The organism is Streptomyces wedmorensis (assembly GCF_000716445.1).
GTDB lineage: Bacteria > Actinomycetota > Actinomycetes > Streptomycetales > Streptomycetaceae > Streptomyces > Streptomyces wedmorensis.
Window position 1 is genome coordinate 68,602 of sequence record NZ_JNWK01000007.1, and the last position, 21,921, is coordinate 90,522.

The window sequence follows — 21,921 nt, forward strand, 5'->3', positions numbered from 1 at the left end:
CCGAGCGGCACTTGGGAACACCCGACCCCGAGCCGCACAACCTTTCGCCCTCCAGGAAGTCTTACCCATGAGGCGCATGGTGCGCCTGATGCCTCCGGGAGGAATGACACGTGCCCCTGGCCCGTCCGCCCCGACGCCGGCTCGCCGCCGCCGTCACCACCGTCCTCGCCGTCACCCTCGGCGCGAGCGCGCTGACCGCCCCCGCGCACGCCGTTCCGGTGGCGAGCGGGGTCCTCACGGCGACCCCGGCGACCACCACCGCCGACCCGATCCCGTACCCCGTGAACGGCCGGCTGATGGGAGCCGGGGTGTCCGGCTTCCTCACGGCCGCTCCCGACAACACCCTGACGTGGCGTCGGTACGCGGACGGTTCCGGGCAGACGTACGCGTACCACGCCACCCTGCGGTCGACGAGGACCACCGACTACCTCGTCCGGCGGGAGACGAACAAGATCACGCAGACGAACCTGAGCACGAACGACTCCATGGGGGTCTTCGTCGGGGCGGCGACGACGGACGGTGCGAAGTACGTCGGCTCGGCGGCCGACGCCGTCTTCACGACCGTCGTGACCGAGACGGGCACGGTGCTCCGCAAGCACAGCAGGGCGGTCCCCAGCGCGACGGTGACCGGCCTCCCCTCGGACGCGATCTCCGTCGAGGTCACGCCGGCCACTCCCGAGCACGCCAAGGTCGGCTTCCTCCAGGGCTCGGTGGCCAAGTGGGCCCTGATCGATCTCGCTACCGGCACCGTCGGCGACATCCGCGAGCGGACGTTCGGCTTCGAGGCGGTGTCCGACACGCACACCGCCTGGGCCGTGGGCGAGGCGACGGACCGGCCGCCGCAGGTCTTCGTCGCGGACCTCGCCACCGGCGCCGTCCAGGAGGTCCCGGTCGCCCAAGTGCCCTCGTCGGGCTACTTCCACGTCGCCCTGGTCGGTGACTGGGTCGTGTACGGGCAGATGGGAGGCATGTCCTTCAGCCAGCCCAGCGTGCACGTCCCCCTCACCGCCTACAACTTCGTCACCAAGAAGTCGGTGAAGCTGCTCGACCACGCATGGGGGCTCGCGCCCGCTCCCGACGGCAGCCTCTACGCGCGCGGCGGCATCATCGGGCAGGGCGAGGGCTTGTACCGGGTCGCGGACACGGGCGGCGAGACCCCGGGCGTCGAGAAGGTCGCGACGACCGGCGAGCCCACCGAGCTCGTCGTCACGAACGTCGCCGTTCCCCCGGCGGTCCTCGACCTCGACACGAACGACGGGTTCACCTTCCGGTGGAGCCTGTCCCGGGAGATGGGGAACGCGACGGTCACCGTGCGCCACGTACGCACCGGGAAGACCCAGACCTCCACCCCGTGCTGCGGGACCACGGAGGCGGTGTTCGGCTGGCAGGACAACAACTGGGACGAAGAGGTCCACAACGGCGACTTCACCTGGGAGATCGTCGCCCGTCCGGACAACGGCATCGGACCGGACGCCGTCAGCAAGGGCACCTTCAAGGTCGTCCGCAAGACCGCGCCGCACGACTTCAACGACAACGGCACCCCGGACCTGCTCACCCGGGACTCCGCCGGCCGCCTGTGGCGCACCGACCTCTTCTACCGCCCGATCAACGAGCAGGCGGGCGTCCACGAGGGCGAGCCCAAGGCGCTCCTCGGTTCCGGCTGGAACATCTACGACCGCATCGAGGCCACCGGCGACCTCGGCGGCTCCCCGGCCGGCGACATCCTGGCCCGCGAGAAGACCGGCGTGCTCTGGCTGTACCCGGGCAACGGCGTGGGCTCCTTCGGCACCCGCGTCAAGGTCGGCACCGGCTGGCAGATCTACGACAGGATCGCGGTCGGCAGCGACCTCACCAACGACGGCCGCCCCGACGCCGTCGCCACCGACAGGTCCGGCGGCCTCTGGCTCTACCCCGGCACCGGCAACGCCAACGCCCCCTTCGGAGCCCGCAAGCAGATCGGCACCGGCTGGGGCGTCTACAACGAGCTCGCCGCCGTCGGCAACATCGCCGGCGGCACCGCCGGCGACCTCGTCGCCCGCGACAAGGACGGCGTCCTCTGGCAGTACCTCGGCAAGGGCGACGGCACCTTCGCCCCCCGCACCCGCATCGGCGCCGGCTGGAACGCCTTCGGCGCGCTCATCGGCTCCGGCGACACCGACGGCGACGGCCGCCCCGACCTCATCGGCATCGGCGCGGCCTACTACTCCTCGACCCTCTACAAGGGCACCGGCGACTGGAAGGCCGCCTTCCGCCCCGCCGAGGCGACGTACCTCGAACCGGTCACCTCCTCGGACCTCGTGTTCTGATCCCCCCCCCGCACGACAGAGGGCGCGACCGCCGGTCGCGCCCTCTTCGCTGCCCTGCTGGTTGATGGCGCGGGGCAATTAATTTCGAATTACCTGGTGAGTCTGGCGTCTCCCCAAGCTCCATAAGAATAGTCATTGTAGTACTCACCTGCGGTGAATCGCACTTTCAACTTCAAAGTCTGCATTCCCGACACTTCGAGGTGGACCTTGGCGGGGCTCCCCTTGGCTAGCTCGACTTTACGCAAAGTGCGACCGTCGCCGAGAACTTCAAATGTCAGGCGCCCTCCCGTAGGGGAAGTGTCGGTGACACCGATGGTTGCATCAAAGATTTCCCATTGGCCGCCAAGATTGTACTCGGCCTCATTGGCTGGGAGAGAATTCTTGTCGACTCGGAGGGAAATGCTTTGAGGTAGCGTCTCGCCGCGCAGCTCCACGGATCCCGAGTCCACGCCGTAGGTGGTGCTCAACGGCTCCATGTCGACCAGATATTTCGTCTCCCGCGCTGCCGAAGAGGGCGGGGTTGTGGCTGGTGAGACGGGGTTTGATTCCGTCGACGGAGGGGTTTCGGTGACGGGGTTGGCCTTTGTAGTCGTACCCGGCCCCGGCCCCGGCCCCGGGTCGCACGACCGGAGACCGATGATAATACCCACGATTCCGCCGATGATGGTTACAACGGCGGCAGTCGTCATCAGCCACGAGTGCAGCCGTTGATTCCTTGCCATTCGATAAGTATCTGGGATTTCTTTTGGTTGGCGGGGGACGCAAATGTGCGGGTGTGTCGAAGGTCTGTAGGTCGCGGGCCCCGGGGTTGACCAGGGCTCGCGCCTGAGCGTGCTAGCTACTCCTGTGAGTTGTTGTGAGTATCAGCCAAGTTGTAAATAGCGTCCGCCAGGTCTAGTGGCGGCGACCTACCTGGTTGCTGAGGAAGGTGCTGAAGAGCTCACTCTCATCGGGCCGACCGAACAGACGCTTGGGCACCACCAGCAGGCACGCCTTCCTGCCCCTGCGCCCGACGAGCACATGGAGCCGAGTCGTCTCGCGATAGCGGCTGAGCTCGCGCCACGCCATCTGCCGAGTCTCGTCACTCCGGGACACGGTGATGCCGGTGTCGTCCGCTGTGGTCTGCTTCTCCTCCGAGGCGTGGCCGGCTCGGTAGTACCGAGTGGTCAGCACCCGCACGATCCCCAGCCAGACAGCTATGAAGACCACTGCGACACCAAGAGGCACAGGGCGCACAGAGCCGCCGTCTGCTGAGAGTGACACGCTCTGGAAAGCGATCAATGCCGAACCGACGAAGACGATGAGCCACATCCGTCGAAACAATCCAACGGCTTTGACAGCTTCGTTGAACTCATCGCGGGTCAGTGCACCGGACACGGTGAAGGAGGTCTGGCGTATGTCGCTCACGAGCGCGGAGCCTACCCGTCCGCTCCTGAGCAGCGGGACGTAACGATGGTCTGAGGGCACACTGCGCAGAGTCGCTGTTGCGTCAGGCGCGGGCGGCCGACGCGGTGCGGCTTGTCGCTTGTCTTGTTGTCCGGGCCTTTAGGTGGCACCCGAACGCGCCAACAGGGCCGCTGACCAGGGATGCGACAAGCGACAAGGCAAGCAATCTGACCAGCGCGTTGGGCAGTAGGCAGTAGGCAGTTCCCGTGATGTCGCCGAACCATCCGAGCAACACTGGACAGAGGCGCCTGAGAGTCGTCCGCTGAAGGCGGCCCTTCTAGCTACTCGGTCTCTGCGGCTCGGAGGTCTTCCTGCAGCCGGCCCAGAATCCGCTCCTGCAGGGCTCGTTCCTCCGGAGGCGAGTTGGGGTCAGCGAGCTTCCTTTGAACGTTCTCGATCGCCCGCCGGAACACTGCCGGGTCCCGGCGAGGCATCGGAGCCGATGGCTGCTCGCGGAGGCGGTGCCGTTGGGCGAGCTGTTCGCGGGTGATGTGCCCCTCGCGGAAAGCCTGCTCCCACGTTGCTTCAACGTGATCCTCGTTCGGGTCTTCTTCCCGGAAGTCGAGTTCCCATGAGTCGGGATCGTCGATGGGGCCCGGCGGAGCAAAGGGGTCAGGCTCGTAGGAGAGCCCGTAGTCATAGCTGTGTGGGCCGTAATCGTCCTCGCGCTACCTGTCCATGCCCCGCCCTCCTCGTCATGACAGTCGGGTCGGATCGTACCGGTGGGGTGGCGATGAGACGGCGGTATCGGAGGCCAGGGCGCGGGGCCGTCTGTGGGCCGTCGAGGGGTCGCCAGAGCCCACTCACAGCCATCGACAACAACCAAGAGGGCGCGACCGCCGGTCGCGCCCTCTCGCTGTAATTCCCCCGCTAAACCCAGGTGTCGAGCCACATCCGGTTTCTCCACTGGTCCAGTGGAATGGGGGTGCCGGTGTAGATGGGCCAGAAGTAGATGAAATTCCAGACGATGAGCAGGACGAGGCAGCCGGCGGCCACCGCGCCGAATGTGCGGCGTCTTTCGGATGAGCCTCGGGGGCCGACGAGGGCGCCGATCATCATGGCGACGGCGAGACAGAGGAAGGGCACGAAGACGACGGCGTAGAAATAGAAGATGGTGCGTTCCTGGTAGAGGAACCAGGGGAGCCAGCCGGCCGCGATGCCGCAGGCGATGGCCCCCGCGCGCCAGTCGCGGCGGAAGGCCCAGCGCCAGAGGATGTAGAGGACGGCGAAGCCGGCGGCCCACCAGAGGAGCGGGGTGCCGAGGGCGAGCACCTCCTGGGCGCACTTCTCCTTCGCGGTGACGGGGCAGCCGTTGGTGCCGGGCGCGGGGGACTCGTAGAAGTACGAGACGGGGCGGCCGAGCACGATCCAGGACCAGGGGTTCGACTGGTAGGTGTGCGGCGAGGTCAGGCCGACGTGGAAGGTGTACACCTCGGACTCGTAGTGCCAGAGGCTGCGCAGCCAGTCCGGCAGCCAGCCCCAAATACCGCCGCCCGTCAGCTTGTCGTGGTCGGTGGCCCAGTGGCGGAAGTACCCCTTGTCGGAGGCGAGCCAGCCGCTCCAGGTCGCCAGGTAGGTGGCGAGGGCCACCGGGACGACCGACACGAACGCCGGGACCAGGTCCTTCTTCAGGACGGCGAGGTGCGGGCGGACGGCGCCGGCGGTGCGGCGGCCCGCGACGTCCCACAGGACGGTCATCAGACCGAAGGCGACCATCACGTACAGGCCGTTCCACTTGGTCGCGGCCGCCAGGCCGAGGGAGACGCCCGCCGCGACGCGCCACGGCCGCCAGCCCAGGCGCAGGGACTCCGCGATCTCCGCGTCCGGGCGTAGCACGCCCTCCTCGTCCTCCGGGAGCGCGCCGGCGAGCCGCGACCGGGTCCGGTCGCGGTCCAGGACGAGACAGCCGAAGGCCGCGAGGACGAAGAACATCAGCACCTGGTCGAGGAGCGCGGTGCGGCTCATCACGAAGTGCAGCCCGTCGACGGCCAGCAGCAGGCCGGCCAGGCAGCCCAGGAACGTCGAGCGGAACAGCCGGCGGCCGATCCGGCACAGCATCAGCACCGACAGCGTGCCCAGCAGCGCCACCATGAAGCGCCAGCCGAACGGCTCGAAGCCGAACAGCTTCTCGCCGACGCCGATCACCCACTTGCCCATCGGCGGGTGGACGACGTACCCGGGATCGGTCGGGACGAGGACCGCGCCCGGGTCGGTCAGGATCGTCTTGTCGATGTCCTTCGGCCAGGCGCCCTCGTACCCCTGGTTGATCAGGGCCCAGGAGTCCTTGGCGTAGTACGTCTCGTCGAATATCACCGCGTGCGGCTTGCCCAGGTTCCAGAACCGCAGCAGGCCGGCGACCGCCGTGACCAGCAGCGGACCGCCCCAGGCCATCAGCCGCCAGAGCCGCTCGGCCGGCCCCGGGCCGAGGCCGAGCAGCGACCACACGCGCTCGGAGGGGCGGGTGTACGACGGGACGAGCCGCTCCCGCAGCCCGATGGGTGCGGTGCTTCCGGCGGGCGGCACGTAGCCGAAACGCCGCAGCCGCTGCTGCCACGAAGAGGGCTCTGCCACGGCGTGCCGGCCCTCCAGGGTCTCGGGTGCGGTACTGGTCACCGCGCCATCGTAGGGAACGCGCCTGTGCGCGTCGCCTGTCCGGGCTGGGAGGATGGTGCGTGTGACAGGAACGCTGGTACTCGCAGGGACCCCCATCGGTGACATCGCGGACGCTCCGCCCCGACTCGCCACCGAACTGGAGAACGCGGACATCGTGGCCGCCGAGGACACCCGGAGGCTGCGCGGACTGACCCGGGCGCTGGGCATCCACACCTCGGGCCGGGTCGTCTCCTACTTCGAGGGGAACGAGTCCGCCCGTACGCCGGAGCTGGTCGAGGCGCTGGTCGGCGGCGCCCGCGTGCTCCTCGTGACCGACGCCGGCATGCCGTCCGTCTCGGACCCCGGCTACCGGCTCGTCGCCGCCGCCGTCGAGCAGGACATCAAGGTGACGGCCGTCCCCGGCCCGTCCGCCGTCCTCACCGCGCTCGCCCTCTCCGGTCTGCCCGTCGACCGCTTCTGCTTCGAGGGCTTCCTCCCCCGCAAGGCGGGCGAGCGCCTCGGGCGGCTCCGAGAGGTCGCCGACGAACGCCGCACCCTCGTCTACTTCGAGGCCCCGCACCGGCTCGACGACACCCTCGCCGCCATGGCCGAGGTCTTCGGCGCCGAGCGCCGCGCCGCCGTCTGCCGCGAGCTGACCAAGACCTACGAGGAGGTCAAGCGCGGCCCCCTCGCCGAACTCGCCGCCTGGGCCGCCGAAGGCGTCCGCGGCGAGATCACCGTCGTCGTCGAAGGCGCCCCGGAGACCGGGCCCGCCGAGCTCGACGCCGAGGAGCTGGTGCGCAGGGTGCGGGTGCGCGAGGAGGCGGGGGAGCGCCGCAAGGAGGCCATCGCCGCCGTCGCGGCCGACGCGGGACTTCCCAAGCGGGAGGTGTTCGATGCGGTGGTCGCGGCAAAGAACGCGGACGGGTCGGGCCCCGGAAAAGGTAAAGGACTAATCTGAAAGGCAAAGCCGAACCCGGCGCCGGGACGTTTCCTTGGGCGCTTGGCAAGGGAAGAGCCAAAAGCCTTCCATGGTTCGTCCCGCGCTGATGCGCTCCGGCCCGAAAAGGCGTCCACTGTCAGTGGAGAGGAGCTGGCATGAGCGAGATCACCGGCACCGGCATATCCGTCGCCCATGAGGCGTACGCCTTCGCCTGCATGCGCTGTGGATACGGCTGGGAGCAGGCGTACGACATCGAGCACCACGTCGACGCCGCCGGCCACGAGTTCGTCGTCTACAAGGCCGACGGGGAGCGGGTTCCGTCACCGCTGTCCAGTCCCACGTGCATGAACTGCGGCGGCCACGTCGTCCGGATCATGCGTGCGGGGCAGGTGTCGTCGGTGCTCGACCTGATCGCCGCGACCGAGAGGCACCAGCACGGGGCGCGGGCGACGAAGCCCGTCTCGCCGGCGGGGCCGATCGGGCAGGAACTGACCGAGGACGTCCCCGAGAAGCCGCCGGTGCCGCACCACTGGCACCTGTCGGACCTGCTGCATCCTTTCCGCCACAACAAGTAGCGCCTTGGCGGTGGTGCTCATGGCCCTCGTACGATCGGGCCATGAGTGCCAAGGACGCCCCGCCGCCGCTGCCCGAACCCCTCCTCGTGGAGGTCGCGGACTCGCACACCCACCTGGACATGCAGTCGGGGACCGTCGAGGAGGCGCTGGTGAAGGCCGCCGCCGTCGGCGTGACGACGGTCGTGCAGGTCGGCTGCGACGTGAAGGGCTCCCAGTGGGCCGCGGAGACGGCCGCCGCCCACGAGAACGTGCACGCGGCCGTGGCCCTGCACCCCAACGAGGCGCCCAGGATCGTCCTCGGGGACCCCGACGGCTGGTCGCGGCAGGGTGCCCGTGAGGGCGGCGGCGACGCGGCCCTCGACGACGCGCTCGCCGAGATCGACCGCCTCGCCGCGCTGCCGTACGTGCGCGGCGTCGGCGAGACCGGCCTCGACTTCTTCCGTACGGGACCGGACGGCATCGCCGCGCAGGAGCGTTCCTTCCGCGCCCACATCGAGATCGCCAAGCGGCACGGCAAGGCGCTGGTGATCCACGACCGGGAGGCGCACGCCGACGTGCTGCGTGTCCTGGACGAGGAGGGCGCCCCGGAGCGGACCGTCTTCCACTGCTACTCCGGCGACGCGGCCATGGCCGAGATCTGCGCCGCCAAGGGCTACTACATGTCCTTCGCCGGGAACGTCACCTTCAAGAACGCCCAGCCGCTGCGCGACGCGCTCGCCGTCGCCCCGCTGGAGCTCGTCCTCGTCGAGACCGACGCCCCCTTCCTGACCCCGGCGCCCTTCCGCGGCCGGCCGAACGCCCCCTATCTGATCCCCGTCACCGTCCGGGCGATGGCCCGGGTGCGGGGGATCGGCGAGAACGAGCTCGCGGAGGCGATCGCCGTGAACACGGCCCGCGCCTTCGATTACTGATCCATAACGGTTACGTGTCGTAGTCGGGTCGTTCGGGAGAGTGACGAAGGTCGGGGCTAGGGTCCGGGCCTCGTGAGTACTTCCCAGGGCAGTCACCGAGCCGGGCGGCGGGGCGCGACCCTGTCCGTGCACGAGCAGCCGACCCAGGCGGCACCCCTCGTCATGCCGGAGGCACGGCCGGAGAGCGGCCCGGAGAGCGGGCGCGGGCCCTGGCCCGCGGCGGGTGCGGCGGCCCGTCCGGCGGCCGGTCCCGCGGCGGGTGCGGCGGCCGGTGCGGCGGCAGGGCCCGTGCCCGGCGCCGTCCCGGGGCAGGGCTCCCGGGCCGGTTCCCGGCGGGCGGCCCGGCGCCGCAAGGCGTCCGGGGGAGCCGGTGACGGCCTGCGACGGCTGGTCCCGCAGGCCCTCGTCGTCGCGTTCCTCGCCGGCGGCACCAGCGCCTTCGTCGCCGACGACAAGGCGGTCCGGCTCTCCGTCGACGGCGTTCCGCGCACCCTCCACACCTTCGCGGACGAGGTCGACGAGCTCCTCGCGGACGAGGGCCTGAGCGTCGGACCGCACGACATCGTGGCCCCCGCGCCCGGCGAGGCGCTCGCCAGCGGCGACGAGATCGTCGTCCGGTACGGCCGCCCGGTCGCCCTCACCCTCGACGGGCAGCGCCGCCAGGTATGGACGACCGCGCGGACCGTCGAGGGGGCGCTGCGGCAGCTCGGGGTCCGCGCGGAGGGCGCGTACCTCTCCGTGTCCCGCGCGGCGCCGATCTCCCGGCAGGGCCTGGCCCTCGACGTGCGGACCGAGCGGACGATCACGTTCCTCGCCGACGGGCGCGAGCGGACCGTCCGGACGAACGCCGCCACCGTCCGGGAGGCGCTCGTCGAGGCCGGGATCACCCTGTCGGGCCAGGACACGACGTCCGTGGCGCCCGGCGCGTTCCCGCGCGACGGCCAGACGGTCAACGTGCTGCGGATCACCGGCTCCCGGCAGGTGCGGGAGGAGGCGATCCCGTACGCCGTCGAGCGGGTCCGCGACCCGGAGCTCTTCGCCGGCACCGAGACCGTCGAGCGGCAGGGCGTCCCGGGCGTCCGCCGCGTCACGTACAGCCTCCGCACGGTCAACGGCGTGAGGCAGAGGCCGCGCAGGACCGGCGAGGAGATCGTCCGCGAGCCGGTCAGCCGCAAGGTGCGGATCGGCACCCGGTCGCTGCCCACGTCCGTCGCCGGCGCCGACGGGCTCGACTGGGGCGCGCTCGCCGCCTGCGAGTCCGGCGGTCGCCCGAACGCCGTCGACCCCTCGGGAACGTACGGCGGCCTCTACCAGTTCGACCCCGGCACCTGGCGCTCCCTCGGCGGCAGCGGAGTCGCCCAGAACGCGCCCGCCGCCGAGCAGACGTTCCGGGCGAAGAAGCTCTACGTGTCCCGGGGCGCGAGCCCCTGGCCCCACTGCGGCCGACGGCTGTACCGGTGAGCCGGGTCCACTCCTGGCCTAGGCTGTACCGGTGAGCACCACCACCGGCCCCGAAAGCCCCGACGCCCTCCTCGGCCCCGCCGACATCCGTGAGCTGGCCGCCGCCCTCGGCGTGCGCCCCACGAAGCAGAAGGGCCAGAACTTCGTCATCGACGCCAACACCGTCCGGCGGATCGTCCGCACGGCCGAGGTGCGGCCCGACGACGTGGTCGTGGAGGTGGGTCCCGGACTCGGCTCCCTCACCCTGGCGCTCCTGGAGGCCGCGGACCGGGTGACGGCCGTCGAGATCGACGACGTGCTCGCCGCCGCGCTGCCCGCCACGATCCGGGCCCGCATGCCGGCCCGCGCCGACCGCTTCGCGCTCGTCCACTCCGACGCGATGCACGTCCAGGAGCTGCCGGGCCCGGCGCCGACCGCGCTCGTCGCCAACCTGCCGTACAACGTGGCCGTGCCGGTCCTGCTCCACATGCTGGAGCGGTTCCCGACCATCGAGCGGACCCTCGTCATGGTCCAGGCCGAGGTCGCCGACCGGCTCGCCGCGAAGCCGGGCAACAAGGTGTACGGCGTCCCGTCGGTCAAGGCGAACTGGTACGCCGAGGTGAAGCGGGCCGGCTCCATCGGCCGCAACGTCTTCTGGCCCGCGCCCAACGTCGACTCCGGCCTCGTGTCCCTCGTCCGCCGCACCGAGCCGCTGGCCACCACCGCCTCCCGCCAGGAGGTCTTCGCGGTCGTCGACGCGGCCTTCGCCCAGCGCCGCAAGACCCTCCGCGCCGCCCTCGCCACCTGGGCGGGCTCGCCCGCCGCGGCCGAGGAGGCCCTCGTGAAGGCCGGCATCTCGCCGCAGGCGCGCGGCGAGTCGCTGACGGTCGAGGAGTTCGCCCGGATCGCCGAGGCCAAGGCGTGAGCGGCGGTACGGGCGTGAGCGGCGGTACGGAGGCCGGTCGCGGTACGGAGGCGAGCGGCGGCCCCGTCACCGTGCGCGTCCCCGCCAAGGTGAACGCGCAGCTGGCGGTCGGGGCGGCACGGCCCGACGGCTTCCACGACCTGGCCAACGTCTTCCTCGCCGTCTCGCTGTTCGACGAGGTGACCGCGACGCCCGCCGCCGCGCTGACGATCACGTGCGAGGGCCCGGACGCCGACAAGGTGCCGCTGGACCGCACGAACCTGGCCGCGCGGGCCGCCGAGCTGCTCGCGGCCCGGCACGGCATCTCGCCGGACGTGCACCTGCACATCGCCAAGGACATCCCGGTCGCCGGCGGCATGGCCGGCGGCAGCGCCGACGGCGCGGGCGCGCTGCTCGCGTGCGACGCCCTCTGGGGCCTCGGTTCCTCGCGCGAGGAGCTCCTGGAGATCTGCGCGGAGCTGGGCTCCGACGTGCCGTTCAGCCTCGTGGGCGGGGCGGCGCTCGGCACGGGCCGGGGGGAGAAGCTGACGGAGCTGCCGGTCGGCGGGACGTTCCACTGGGTGTTCGCGGTCGCCGACGGCGGCCTTTCGACGCCGACGGTGTTCCGCGAGTTCGACCGGCTCGCGGAGGGCGTGGAGATCCCCGAGCCGACCGCGTCCCCGGTGCTCCTGGACGCCCTGCGCACCGGCGACACCACCGCCCTCGCGGGCGCCCTCGCCAACGACCTCCAGGCCCCGGCGCTCTCGCTGCGCCCCTCGCTCGCCGCGACCCTCGCGGCCGGCACCGAGGCGGGCGCCCTCGCCGCGCTGGTCTCCGGCTCCGGCCCGACGACCGCCTTCCTCGTGAAGGACGCGGAGGCCGCCGAGACCGTCGCCGCCGCCCTGATCGCCTCGGGCACCTGCCGCACGGCGCGCCCGGCGACCTCCCCGGCACCGGGCGCGTCGGTCCTCTAGCGCTTGTTCTTGGAGATCTTGGCCAGGAGCAGGTTCGGGTCGGGGTCCTCCGTGTTGAAGAAGGCCGCGCTGTTCACGTAGACGGTCTTGGCGCGCACCGCGATCGAGGTCGGGTTGTCGAGCCCGTCCGCCTGGGTGAGCACGGTCTTGTGGGTGCCGTCGGGCCGTACGAGCTCCACCTTGTCGTCCATGATCAGCGCGGCGAGGACCGTGTCGCCGTGTCCGGTGAAGGCGAAGTCGTCGATGAACGTGAGCCCGGTCGCCCGGGTCTCGATCGGGCCGGCGGCGTGGTCGGGACCGTGGCCGATCGGGATGCGCAGCAGCGTGGCCCGGGCGGTGTTGGAGACCCAGACGGCACCGTTGTGGACCTTGAGGCCGTTGGCGCCGAAGGGGATCTCAGCGGTGGGTTCGAGTGCGGCCCCGGTCGCCCAGACGGTGGGCGTGCCGCCGGTCACGGGGAGGCTCCACACCCTGCCGAGGCGCGTGTCGGCGGTGTAGAGGGTGCCGCACTTCTCGTCGAGGGCGAGCCCGTTGGGGAAGGCGTCCGCGGGGAAGAACCCGATCTGCTCCGGCTCGCCGCCGCCGGGTGCGATGCGCCAGACGCCCGTCTCCGCCTTGCCGGTGGTGTAGGTGACGTACAGGGTGCCGTCGTGGGCGCGGGCGATGCCGAGGAGGACGGGCCCGCCGACGGGTGTCTGACCGTCCGGCACCTCGGGCAGGGTGGCGAGGATCGTCGTGTCGCCGTCCTTGGTGACGCGGGCGACCTGGTGGGAGTTGGCGAAGGTGATGTCGGCGGAGCCGTCGGGTTCGAGGGCGATGTTCTCCGCGGTCTGGCCGGCGGCGAAGTCGAAGTGGGCGACGACGCGCGGATCGGACACGGTCGGGTCGCCGCCCGAGGCGGGGCCCGCGGCGATCAGGGCGAGGGCGACGGTTGCGGTGGCGACGGCGACGAGGCGTGGGCGTCTCTTCATGGTCTCTCCTCGGGTGGGGGGTGTGAGAAGAACATGGCGGGCCGTCGGTTCGGGGTGGGGGCAGCCCCGGCCGGGAGGTCGCCCGCGTGGCCGACGGCATGGGCCCGGTTGGCAGCGCGGGGCGCCCGGCCCCGCGGCCCGCGCGCGGTGTCCGGTCGTCGGCCCGGGCCGGTACTCATCCGCCGGGTTGAGTATCCGCGCCCTGACGGGGGACCGGGCGGGCGCGGGACCGTGCGGGCATGGGAATGAGTGCGCGTGAACTCGCGGCCGCGACGCCTGCGACGCGGGACCGGTACGTCGATCTGCTGCGGGTCGCCTCGCTGGGGGTGGTGGTGCTCGGGCACTGGCTGATGGCGGCGGTCACCGGTGACGGGCAGGTGGGGAACCTGCTCGCGGTCGTGCCGGAACTCCAGGTGGTGACCTGGGTGTTCCAGGTGATGCCGGTGTTCTTCTTCGTCGGCGGCTTCTCGCACGCCCTGGCCCACCGGTCGCGTCCGCGGTACGCGGAGTTCCTGCGCGCCCGGCTCCAGCGGCTGCTGCGGCCGACGATGGTGTTCGTCGGGGTGTGGGGGGCCGCCGCGCTCGTGCTCCAGCTCGCCGGGGCCGACGGCGGGCTCGCGGGGGTGGCGCTGCGGCTGGTCACGCAGCCGCTGTGGTTCATCGGGATCTACCTGGCGATGGTGGCGTTCACCCCGCCGCTGCTGCGGGCGCACGAGCGGTGGGGCTGGGGCGCGTTCGGCGCGCTCGCGGGCGGCGCGGTCCTCGTGGACGTGTTGCGGTTCGCGGCGGACGTGCCGTTCGTGGAGTTCCTGAACTTCGCGTTCGTGTGGCTGGCCGTGCACCAGCTCGGCTTCCTGCGCGCCGACGGGATGATCCGCCGCCCGGCGCTCCTCGCGGGTGCGGGCCTGGTCGGGGCCACGGCGCTGGTGGCCCTGGGACCGTATCCGCTGTCGATGGTGGGGATGCCCGGCGAGAAGGTGTCGAACATGGCGCCTCCGACGCTCGCCCTGCTCTGCCACGGCCTGTGGCTGGTCGGCGCGGTCGAGCTCCTGAAGGGGCCGGGGGCGCGGTTCGTCGCGCGGGCCGGGGTGTGGCGGACGGTGGTCGCGGCCAACGGGATCGCGATGACGGCGTTCCTGTGGCACCTGACGGCGATGCTCGGGGTGTACGGGGCGATGCTCGGGCTCGGTGTCGGCCTTCCGGTCCCGGCCTCGGGCGCCTGGTGGGCGCAGGTCCCGCTGCGGTTCGCGGTGGCGGCCCTGCTGACGGCGCTGCTCGTCGCGGTCTTCCGCCGCTTCGAGGCGCCCGCCCCGGCCGCCCCGGCGACCGACGAGGGCGGCCCGCTCGCGGCCCTCGGCATCACCCTCGCGCTCTTCGGCGTCCTGGGCCTGTCCCTGACGGGCTTCGCGGGACTCCTGGAGGGGCACGCGGCGACCCTGATCGCCGTCCCCGTCACGGCGCCGGCGGCCGTGGGTCTCGCGCTCGTGGGGTGGCTGCTGGTGGAGCGGGCCGGGCGGCTCAGATCGCGATGACGGTCGCGCGGCCCCGACAGAGGGCCAGAAGATCCTCCGGGTCCGAGGTCAGCACGGTGACGGGGCCGGGCGCCCCGATGGCCGTCGCGGCGACCATCGCGTCGATCGCGTACTTGTTGCCGTGCAGACCCGCCTCGGCGAGCAGCGCCGCCGCCTGACGGGCGACGGCGTCGGTCACGGGTTCGACGACGAGGCGGGACAGCGTCCACTCCAGGGCGGCCCGGTTGATCCGGGGGTGCATCACCTCCACCAGGGTGGCCGCGCTCGTCACGACCCGCAGGTCTTCGGCGCGGGCCACCGCGAGCCAGTCCGTGACCTGGCGGTCGCGCAGAGCGGCCTTGGCGAGTCCTTCGCCGTCGAGCACCAGGGTCCCGCCGGGGGCGGCCTCGGGACGGGGCGGTGTCACGCCGCACTCGCCTCGCCGGATGCCGCGGTGCCCTGTTCCTCACGTGCACGCCGCAGCTGCTCGCGCTTCGCCTGGATGTCCTCGTCCGTGACCGGCCCGTGCTCGGCCTCGGCGACGGCGATGAGCTCGTTGAGGTTGTCCCGCTCGATCTGGCGGGCGACCGCCGCGGCGACGTACGCCGAAAGACCGGAAGGACCGCCGCGCGCGCGTGCCGCCTCCGCGACGTCCTGCGGCATGCTGATCGAGTACTTCCGAGTGGGCTCGCTCATGCTCCTCATGCTACTGCTGATGCTACCCGTCGGGTGGGGAGAGCCCGGCGACGTACCCTGGGACGTCGATCGATCCCCCGTACAGGAGTCAACGTGGCCGTCAACCTGGTCAATGTCGAGGCAGTCAGCAAGGTGTACGGCACCCGTGCCCTGCTCGACGGCGTCTCGCTCGGCGTCTCCGAAGGGGACCGGATCGGGGTCGTGGGCCGCAACGGCGACGGCAAGACCACCCTCATCCGGATGCTGGCGAAGCTGGAGGAGGCCGACACCGGCCGGATCACCCACAGCGGCGGGCTCCGCCTCGGCGTCCTCACCCAGCACGACTCGCTCGACCCGAAGGCCACCATCCGGCACGAGGTCATCGGCGTCATGGCCGACCACGAGTGGGCCGGCAGCGCCAAGATCCGCGACGTGCTCACCGGGCTCTTCGGCGGCCTGGACCTGCCCGGCTTCGAGAACGGGCTCGACACCGTCATCGGCCCGCTCTCCGGCGGCGAGCGGCGGCGCATCGCGCTCGCCAGGCTCCTCATCGAGGACCAGGACCTCATCGTCCTCGACGAGCCCACCAACCACCTCGACGTCGAGGGCATCTCCTGGCTCGCCCAGCACCTCCAGACGCGCCGCTCGGCGCTCGTCTGCGTCACCCACGACCGCTGGTTCCTCGACCAGGTCTGCACCCGCATGTGGGACGTGCAGCGCGGTGACGTCCACGAGTACGAGGGCGGCTACTCCGACTACGTCTTCGCCCGCGCCGAGCGCGAGCGCCGCGCCGCCACGGAGGAGACCAAGCGGCAGAACCTGATGCGCAAGGAGCTGGCCTGGCTGCGGCGCGGCGCCCCCGCCCGCACCTCCAAGCCGCGCTACCGCATCGAGGCGGCCAACGAGCTGATCGCCGACGTGCCGCCGCCGCGCGACACCAGCGAGCTGATGAAGTTCGCGAACGCCCGCCTCGGCAAGACGGTCTTCGACCTGGAGGACGTGAGCGTCACCGCCGGTCCCAAGGAGCTGCTCAAGCACCTCACCTGGCAGCTCGGCCCCGGCGACCGCGTCGGCCTCGTCGGCGTCAACGGCGCGGGCAAGACCTCACTCCTGCGCGCGCTCGCCGACGCGGCCGTCAGCGAGGGCGAGAAGCAGCCCGCCGCCGGGAGGGTCATCGTCGGCAAGACCGTCCGGCTCGCCTATCTCTCCCAGGACGTCACCGAACTCCCGGGCACCCTGCGCGTCCTGGAGGCCGTGCAGCAGATCCGCGACCGCGTCGACCTGGGCAAGGGCCGCGAGATGACGGCCGGGCAGCTGTGCGAGCAGTTCGGCTTCTCCAAGGAGAAGCAGTGGACGCCGGTCGGCGACCTCTCCGGTGGCGAGCGCCGCCGCCTCCAGCTGCTGCGCCTGCTGATGGACGAGCCCAACGTCCTCTTCCTCGACGAGCCCACCAACGACCTCGACATCGAGACCCTCACCCAGCTGGAGGACCTCCTCGACGGCTGGCCGGGCTCCATGGTCGTCATCTCCCACGACCGGTTCTTCATCGAGCGCACCACCGACAAGACGTTCGCGCTGCTCGGCGACCAGACCCTGCGGATGCTGCCGCGCGGCATCGACGAGTACCTGGAGCGGCGTCAGCGGATGATCGAGGCGTCCGTCCCGGCGCCCGCCGCCGCGCCCGCGCAGGCGAAGCCCGGTGTCTCCGCCGCGGACGCGCGCGCCGCCAAGAAGGAGCTGCAGAAGGTCGAGCGGCAGCTCGACAAGCTCTCCGAGAAGGAGGCGAAGCTGCACGCGCAGATCGCCGACAACGCCACCGATTTCGAGAGGGTCGCGAAGCTCGACGCGGAGCTTCGGGAACTCGCGGGGGAGCGCGAGGAATTGGAGATGCGCTGGCTCGAACTGGCCGAGGACGCATAACGAGGGCATCACAGGCCGGTCCTCCCTTGGGCACAAGGGGCGGACCGGTCGCTTTTGCGCCATCGCGTGAGTGGTAGAAAGAAAACCCGCTCACGTCAAGGGGGAACCGCTGATGACCCAGCCGCCCAGCAACCAACCGCCGGGGGGCTTCGGAGCCCCTCAGGACCCGGCCCAGGGCCCGAACCCGGCCATGCCGCCGGTGCCGCCGGTCCCGCCGCAGGCACCGTCGGCGCCGCAGACCCCGCCGCCCGCCGCGCCGGGTCCGTACGGCCAGCCGGCCCAGCCGGGGTACGGCTACCCGCAGGCGCCGGGCCAGCAGCCGGGTCAGCCCGCCGCGCCGGGTCCGTACGGCCAGCAGCCGGGTCAGCCCGCCGCGCCGGGTCCGTACGGTCAGCAGCCCGGCCCGTACGGTCAGCAGCAGCCCTACGGCTACCCGCAGCAGGGCCAGTCGCAGAACCCTTACGGCGGCTACCCCACCCAGCCGATGTACCAGGGCGCCCCCACCCCGCCGCCCGCCTCCGGCGGAGGTCTCAAGGGCCGGACCGGTCTCGTCGCGGCCGTGGCCGCCGGCGCCGTCCTGGTCGCCGCCGTCACGACCTGGGCCGTCGTCTCCGGCGGGGACGACGAGGGTCCGATCGCCGGACCGACCACCAGCGCCTCCACGTCGGCCGCTCCCAAGCCCACCGAGTCGGTGGACCAGGGCGACGGCTCCGGCGACGGCCGGGACGGCGGCGACGACCTCAACGCGGACCGCAAGCCCGGCGACGCCAAGGTCAGCTGGCTGCTCAAGAACGACGTCGACCTGCCCCGCAACGGCTCCGACGTGTTCGGCCCGTGGATCGTCGGCGACACCGTCGTCAAGGCCATGTACAAGGGCGTCGACGGTTACTCCCTGAGCGACGGCAAGCGCAAGTGGCACGTCGACCTGCCGTTCGAGCTGTGCGCGGCCCCGCCGCAGCCGGCCGCCGACGGCTCGATGGTGTTCGGGTACGCCGAGAGCGCCAAGGACGGCGCCAAGTGCACCGAGCTCCAGAAGATCGACCTGAAGACCGGCAAGGCCGGCTGGAAGAAGGCGGTGCCCAAGGCCACCGGCTTCTTCGCGTTCTCCGACAACACCCTGGCCATCAGCGGCAACACGGTCACCGCGGCCGGCACCAGCAGCGCGTACGGCTTCTCGCTCGCCGACGGCCGGCAGCTCTTCAAGGGCGCCACCACCGGCTGCAAGCCCTTCGCATACGCGGGCGGCAGCAAGCTGATCGCCGCCATGGACTGCCCGTCCGGCAGCACCGGCAAGAAGCTCCAGGCGGTCGGCCAGGTCGACCCCAACACCGGCAAGCCCAGGTTCACCTTCCAGCTGGAGGCGAACTGGGAGGTCGACAAGGTCTACTCGGTGGACCCGCTCGTCGTCTCCGCCACCCAGCGCGAGCAGAAGAAGTGGACCGTCTTCGCGCTCGACGCCAACGGCAAGCTCCGCTCGCAGATCCAGGGCGGCACGGACAAGTTCGCGCCCGACTGCGGCGGCAGCTTCGTCATCTTCGGCAAGAACCTCCAGGGCTGCACCGGAGTCGCCGCCGACGCGAACACCTTCTACATGGCGACCGAGGGCGGCTACGGCAAGACGAACGAGGTCGTCGCCTTCGACCTGCGGACCGGCAAGGCCAAGTGGCGCTCCAAGGCGCCCGAGGGGCGCTCGGTGAAGCCGCTGCGCATGGAGGGCCCCGACGTCCTGATGTACGTGACCCCCTTGTACGACCAGGGCGGCGCCGTCGCCACCCTCGCTCCGACCGGCGGCGCGCCGAAGATCGTGCTCCAGCACCCGGTCTCGGCTTCCGACGTCGAGGGCAGCTTCTACAGCGCGGGGTACGCCTACGGCAGTGGCACCTTCGTGGTGGCGAGCGGCCGTGTGTCGGCGTCCAACGACAAGGACGAGATGCAGGTCAAGACGATGATGGCCTTCAGCAAGTGAGGTACACGGACCGATGACGCAGCCACCCCCGCCCCCGCCGAACCAACCCCCGGATCCCCAGGGCGGCTTCGGCGCCCCGACGCCGGAGCCCGGTTACGGCCACCCGCAGCAGGCACCGCAGCCGGCGCCCGGTTACGGCTACCCGCAGCAGGCACCGCAGCCGGATCCGGGTTACGGCTACCCGCAGGCTCCACAGCAGCCGCCGCAGCAGCCCGACCCGGGCTACGGCTACCCCACGCAGCCGCAGCAGCCGTACGGCTACCCCACGCAGCCCCAACAGCCTCAGCAGCCCCCGCAGTACGGCGCCTACCAGCAGCCGCAGCAGCCTCCGTACGGCTATCCGACCCAGCCCCAGCAGTCCTACGGCGGCTACCAGCAGCCGGCGCCCGCCCCCTCGGCGCCGGGTGGCAGGAAGCTGTCCGCCCAGCTCCAGATCGTCATCGCGGCGGTCGTCGCCGTCGCGGTGATCATCGGCGTGGGCATCTGGTACGCCGGTTCCGACGGTGACGGCAAGGACGAGGCCAAGGGCACCGGCGGCACCTCGCAGGGCACCGACGGCGGCGGTTCCGGCGACACCAAGGGCATCGGCGGGGGCGGCAAGGAGAAGGCGCCCGCGAACACCCAGGCGAAGACGGCCTTCACCGTGCCCGAGCCGAAGGTCCCGGACGTCACGGACGTGTCCGGCTCCTGGACCACGGACAAGGCGTACGTGAAGACGGGCGTCAACTCGGTCGTCGCGTACGACATCGACAAGGGCACGGTCCTGTGGACGCTGCCGCTGACCGGTCAGGTCTGCGGCGCCTCGCGGCACATGACGGCCGACCACAAGGTGCCGATCCTCTTCGAGGCCAGCAAGCGCGTCGCGCCGCGCTACTACCAGCTGTGCACCGAGGTCGGCATGATCGACCTGAACACCGGCAAGCTGCTGTGGTCGACCTCGGTCACCGGCGGCACCGCGGGCGACCAGAAGGTCCGGTTCAGCGAGGTCACGCTCAGCGGCGCGACCGTCGCGGCCGGCGGCACCGACGGCGGCGCCGCCTTCGACGCGGCCAACGGCAACCCGCGCTGGAAGCCGCAGGCCAACGACGAGAACTGCTACGACCTGGGCTACGGCGGCGGCGAGGGCCTCGTCGCGGTCCGCAAGTGCGGTCCGTACGACAGCCAGTACGTGATGGTCCAGAACCTCGACCCGGTCTCGGGCGCCCCGCTCTCGCAGTACAAGATGCCCACCGGCGTGAAGTACGCGTCGGTCGTCTCCACCAAGCCGCTCGTCGTCGCGGCCGACGTCGGCGAGACCGCCGGCGACGGCAGCGGCATCTCGGACTTCTTCTCCCTCGACGAGAAGACCGGCAAGCTCAAGGCGAAGATCACGGCGGACGCGGACCAGTACGGCGCCCGCTGCCGCTCGACGAAGGTCGAGTCCTGCTCCCAGGCGCTCGTCGGCAACGGCCGGCTCTACGTGCCGACCGAGGAGCACGAGGGCAGCACCGGCGAGTACGGCGACGAGACCAACGAGATCATCGCCTTCGACCTGACCACCGGGCGCACCCTGCCCGACAAGGCGGACGCGGGCGACAAGTACACCCTGGTCCCGCTCCGGATGGACGGCGGCAACCTCATCGCGTACAAGGAGCCGCCCTACGACAAGGGCGGCCGGATCGTCTCGATCGACGGCGGCACGATGAAGGAGACGCTGCTCCTGGAGAACCCGGGGGACAAGACGAGCCGCGACATGGAGGGCGAGTTCTCCGTGGACTACTCGGAGATCCTGTACCGCGACGGACGCCTGTTCATGTCCGCCATGATGATCTCCAAGCCCCGGGCGTCCGCCCCGCCGGACGAGAAGAAGTACGTGGCGGTGTCGTACAGCACCCGCTGAACGCGCTGACGTCGTACGGACGTTCGTGAGACGGGTACAGCCCGGCGTGTCGGTTCACTCCGACGCGCCGGGCTGTTTGCACATCGCGCCGGGTGGCGAAGAATTCGGGGTCGAGCGGGCCGGCCGGGGGACGGCGGGCCCGGAGGATGGGGGATGACCGGATGGGCGTACGCCTCGTGGTGGTCGACGACCACCGCCTGCTGGCGGAGGCGCTCGCCTCGGCGCTGAAGCTGCGCGGGCACCGGGTGCTCGCGGCGGGCGCGCCGGTGGCGGCGGCTGCGGAGCTGGTGGTGGGTCGCGGGCCGGAGGTCTGTCTGCTCGGCACGGCCGCGCCGGCCGCGCCGGGCGCCTTCGACGTGGTCGTACGGATCAAACGGGAGCGGCCGCAGGTGGCCGTGGTGGTGCTCGGTCCGGTGCCGTCGCCGCGCGGGATCGCGGCGGCGTTCGCGGCCGGTGCCTCGGGGTACGTCCGGCACGACGAGCGCATCGAGGGCGTCGAGCGCGCCCTGGTGAAGGCCAGGGCGGGGGAGTCGGCGGTGGCGCCGGCGCTGCTCCAGGGTGCCTTCGCGGAGCTGCTGCACCCGTCGGCTCAGCCGGACGACGAGGCGCAGCGGCTGCTGCGGATGCTCACGCAGCGGGAGGTGGAGGTCCTCGTCCGGGTGGCGGAGGGGGAGGACACCCGGCTGATCGCGGCGGGGATGGGGATCGCGCCGAGCACGGCGCGGACGCACGTGCAGCGGGTCCTGATGAAGCTGGGGGTCGGTTCGCGCCTGGAGGCGGCGGCCCTGGCGGCCCGGACGGGGCTGCTCGACCGGGCGGTGCCGGGGCAGCGCGGCCCCTGCTGAGGCTTCCGCCGAGGCGGCTCGTGAGGTGATGCCGGAGGGTCCCGGGGTACGGGGCCCCGCTTC

General features: G+C 71.6%; 18 protein-coding genes. 12 read left to right on the plus strand and 6 right to left on the minus strand.

Annotation, left to right across the window (positions count from 1 at the left end):
- Window positions 1–110: 110 nt before the first annotated feature.
- On the plus strand, window positions 111–2,306 hold the full coding sequence (locus OO54_RS08040; protein ID WP_033202141.1) for an FG-GAP-like repeat-containing protein: 2,196 nt from the start codon (window positions 111–113) through the stop codon (window positions 2,304–2,306).
- A gap of 89 nt (window positions 2,307–2,395) precedes the next feature.
- Here the strand turns inward: OO54_RS08040 and OO54_RS43370 are convergent, their stop codons facing one another.
- From OO54_RS43370 to OO54_RS08050, 3 genes are all read right to left on the minus strand, one after another.
- Window positions 2,396–2,995, minus strand: coding sequence for an NPCBM/NEW2 domain-containing protein (locus OO54_RS43370; protein ID WP_157856438.1), 600 nt, complete (start codon window positions 2,993–2,995; stop codon window positions 2,396–2,398).
- A 205-nt stretch (window positions 2,996–3,200) separates the two neighbouring features.
- A complete protein-coding gene (locus tag OO54_RS08045; RefSeq protein WP_053194645.1) occupies window positions 3,201–3,713 on the minus strand; it encodes a YcxB family protein in 513 nt (170 codons plus the stop codon).
- Between the two features lie 909 nt (window positions 3,714–4,622).
- Entirely contained in the window at window positions 4,623–6,365 is a 1,743-nt protein-coding gene (locus OO54_RS08050) for a dolichyl-phosphate-mannose--protein mannosyltransferase (protein ID WP_033202143.1), read from the minus strand.
- Window positions 6,366–6,417: 52 nt separating this feature from the next.
- Here OO54_RS08050 and rsmI point away from each other — a divergent pair, with 52 nt between their 5' ends.
- From rsmI to OO54_RS08080, 6 genes are all read left to right on the plus strand, one after another.
- Window positions 6,418–7,305 carry a 16S rRNA (cytidine(1402)-2'-O)-methyltransferase gene (rsmI, locus tag OO54_RS08055; RefSeq protein ID WP_200146787.1) on the plus strand — a complete coding sequence of 296 codons (888 nt, stop codon included), beginning with the start codon at window positions 6,418–6,420 and terminating at the stop codon, window positions 7,303–7,305.
- Between the two features lie 137 nt (window positions 7,306–7,442).
- The gene (locus tag OO54_RS08060) at window positions 7,443–7,862 is read left to right on the plus strand and encodes a hypothetical protein (RefSeq protein WP_017241129.1); all 420 of its coding nucleotides are present in this window, start codon (window positions 7,443–7,445) and stop codon (window positions 7,860–7,862) included.
- Window positions 7,863–7,903: 41 nt separating this feature from the next.
- A complete protein-coding gene (locus OO54_RS08065) occupies window positions 7,904–8,773 on the plus strand; it encodes a TatD family hydrolase (protein WP_033202145.1) in 870 nt (289 codons plus the stop codon).
- A 72-nt stretch (window positions 8,774–8,845) separates the two neighbouring features.
- A complete protein-coding gene (locus tag OO54_RS08070; protein ID WP_037944316.1) occupies window positions 8,846–10,234 on the plus strand; it encodes a resuscitation-promoting factor in 1,389 nt (462 codons plus the stop codon).
- Window positions 10,235–10,265: 31 nt separating this feature from the next.
- On the plus strand, window positions 10,266–11,138 hold the full coding sequence (rsmA, locus tag OO54_RS08075; RefSeq protein ID WP_033202146.1) for a 16S rRNA (adenine(1518)-N(6)/adenine(1519)-N(6))-dimethyltransferase RsmA: 873 nt from the start codon (window positions 10,266–10,268) through the stop codon (window positions 11,136–11,138).
- 14 nt (window positions 11,139–11,152) lie between these two features.
- Complete coding sequence (locus OO54_RS08080) at window positions 11,153–12,091, plus strand: 4-(cytidine 5'-diphospho)-2-C-methyl-D-erythritol kinase (protein WP_051786794.1); 939 nt, start codon at window positions 11,153–11,155, stop codon at window positions 12,089–12,091.
- On the opposite strand, the gene OO54_RS08085 is transcribed toward OO54_RS08080, so the two are convergent.
- On the minus strand, window positions 12,088–13,062 hold the full coding sequence (locus OO54_RS08085; RefSeq protein WP_033202147.1) for an NHL repeat-containing protein: 975 nt from the start codon (window positions 13,060–13,062) through the stop codon (window positions 12,088–12,090). The genes OO54_RS08080 and OO54_RS08085 overlap by 4 nt on opposite strands.
- A 239-nt stretch (window positions 13,063–13,301) precedes the next feature.
- On the opposite strand from OO54_RS08085, the gene OO54_RS08090 reads away from it, so the two are divergent.
- Window positions 13,302–14,594, plus strand: coding sequence for an acyltransferase family protein (locus OO54_RS08090; protein WP_033202148.1), 1,293 nt, complete (start codon window positions 13,302–13,304; stop codon window positions 14,592–14,594).
- Here the strand turns inward: OO54_RS08090 and OO54_RS08095 are convergent.
- Together OO54_RS08095 and OO54_RS08100 are read right to left on the minus strand one after the other, a co-directional pair.
- Window positions 14,581–15,000 (minus strand): PIN domain-containing protein, encoded by a 420-nt coding sequence (locus OO54_RS08095; RefSeq protein ID WP_033202149.1) that lies wholly within the window; start codon window positions 14,998–15,000, stop codon window positions 14,581–14,583. The genes OO54_RS08090 and OO54_RS08095 overlap by 14 nt on opposite strands.
- Window positions 14,997–15,269, minus strand: a complete 273-nt coding sequence (locus OO54_RS08100; RefSeq protein ID WP_033202150.1) for a hypothetical protein — start codon at window positions 15,267–15,269, stop codon at window positions 14,997–14,999. Before OO54_RS08100 ends, OO54_RS08095 begins: the two co-directional genes overlap by 4 nt.
- Window positions 15,270–15,362: 93 nt before the next feature.
- Between OO54_RS08100 and OO54_RS08105 the strand changes: the two genes are divergently transcribed.
- The 4 genes from OO54_RS08105 (at window position 15,363) to OO54_RS08120 (ending at window position 21,858) form a co-directional block, all read left to right on the plus strand.
- Window positions 15,363–17,168 (plus strand): ABC-F family ATP-binding cassette domain-containing protein, encoded by a 1,806-nt coding sequence (locus OO54_RS08105; RefSeq protein ID WP_033202151.1) that lies wholly within the window; start codon window positions 15,363–15,365, stop codon window positions 17,166–17,168.
- A 112-nt stretch (window positions 17,169–17,280) separates the two neighbouring features.
- Window positions 17,281–19,134, plus strand: coding sequence for an outer membrane protein assembly factor BamB family protein (locus tag OO54_RS08110; protein WP_033202152.1), 1,854 nt, complete (start codon window positions 17,281–17,283; stop codon window positions 19,132–19,134).
- A gap of 13 nt (window positions 19,135–19,147) precedes the next feature.
- Window positions 19,148–21,013 (plus strand): outer membrane protein assembly factor BamB family protein, encoded by a 1,866-nt coding sequence (locus tag OO54_RS08115; protein ID WP_033202153.1) that lies wholly within the window; start codon window positions 19,148–19,150, stop codon window positions 21,011–21,013.
- Between the two features lie 161 nt (window positions 21,014–21,174).
- Complete coding sequence (locus tag OO54_RS08120) at window positions 21,175–21,858, plus strand: helix-turn-helix transcriptional regulator (protein WP_017241140.1); 684 nt, start codon at window positions 21,175–21,177, stop codon at window positions 21,856–21,858.
- Window positions 21,859–21,921 lie beyond the last annotated feature (63 nt).

Coding starts and splice junctions, on each gene's coding strand:
- OO54_RS43370 (WP_157856438.1), bottom strand. CDS start 2,995: ATGACGACTGCCGCCGTTGTAACCATCATCGGCGGAATCGTGGGTATT.
- rsmI (WP_200146787.1), top strand. CDS start 6,418: ATGGTGCGTGTGACAGGAACGCTGGTACTCGCAGGGACCCCCATCGGT.
- OO54_RS08060 (WP_017241129.1), top strand. CDS start 7,443: ATGAGCGAGATCACCGGCACCGGCATATCCGTCGCCCATGAGGCGTAC.
- OO54_RS08065 (WP_033202145.1), top strand. CDS start 7,904: ATGAGTGCCAAGGACGCCCCGCCGCCGCTGCCCGAACCCCTCCTCGTG.
- OO54_RS08085 (WP_033202147.1), bottom strand. CDS start 13,062: ATGAAGAGACGCCCACGCCTCGTCGCCGTCGCCACCGCAACCGTCGCC.
- OO54_RS08090 (WP_033202148.1), top strand. CDS start 13,302: ATGGGAATGAGTGCGCGTGAACTCGCGGCCGCGACGCCTGCGACGCGG.
- OO54_RS08100 (WP_033202150.1), bottom strand. CDS start 15,269: ATGAGCGAGCCCACTCGGAAGTACTCGATCAGCATGCCGCAGGACGTC.
- OO54_RS08110 (WP_033202152.1), top strand. CDS start 17,281: ATGACCCAGCCGCCCAGCAACCAACCGCCGGGGGGCTTCGGAGCCCCT.
- OO54_RS08115 (WP_033202153.1), top strand. CDS start 19,148: ATGACGCAGCCACCCCCGCCCCCGCCGAACCAACCCCCGGATCCCCAG.
- OO54_RS08120 (WP_017241140.1), top strand. CDS start 21,175: ATGGGCGTACGCCTCGTGGTGGTCGACGACCACCGCCTGCTGGCGGAG.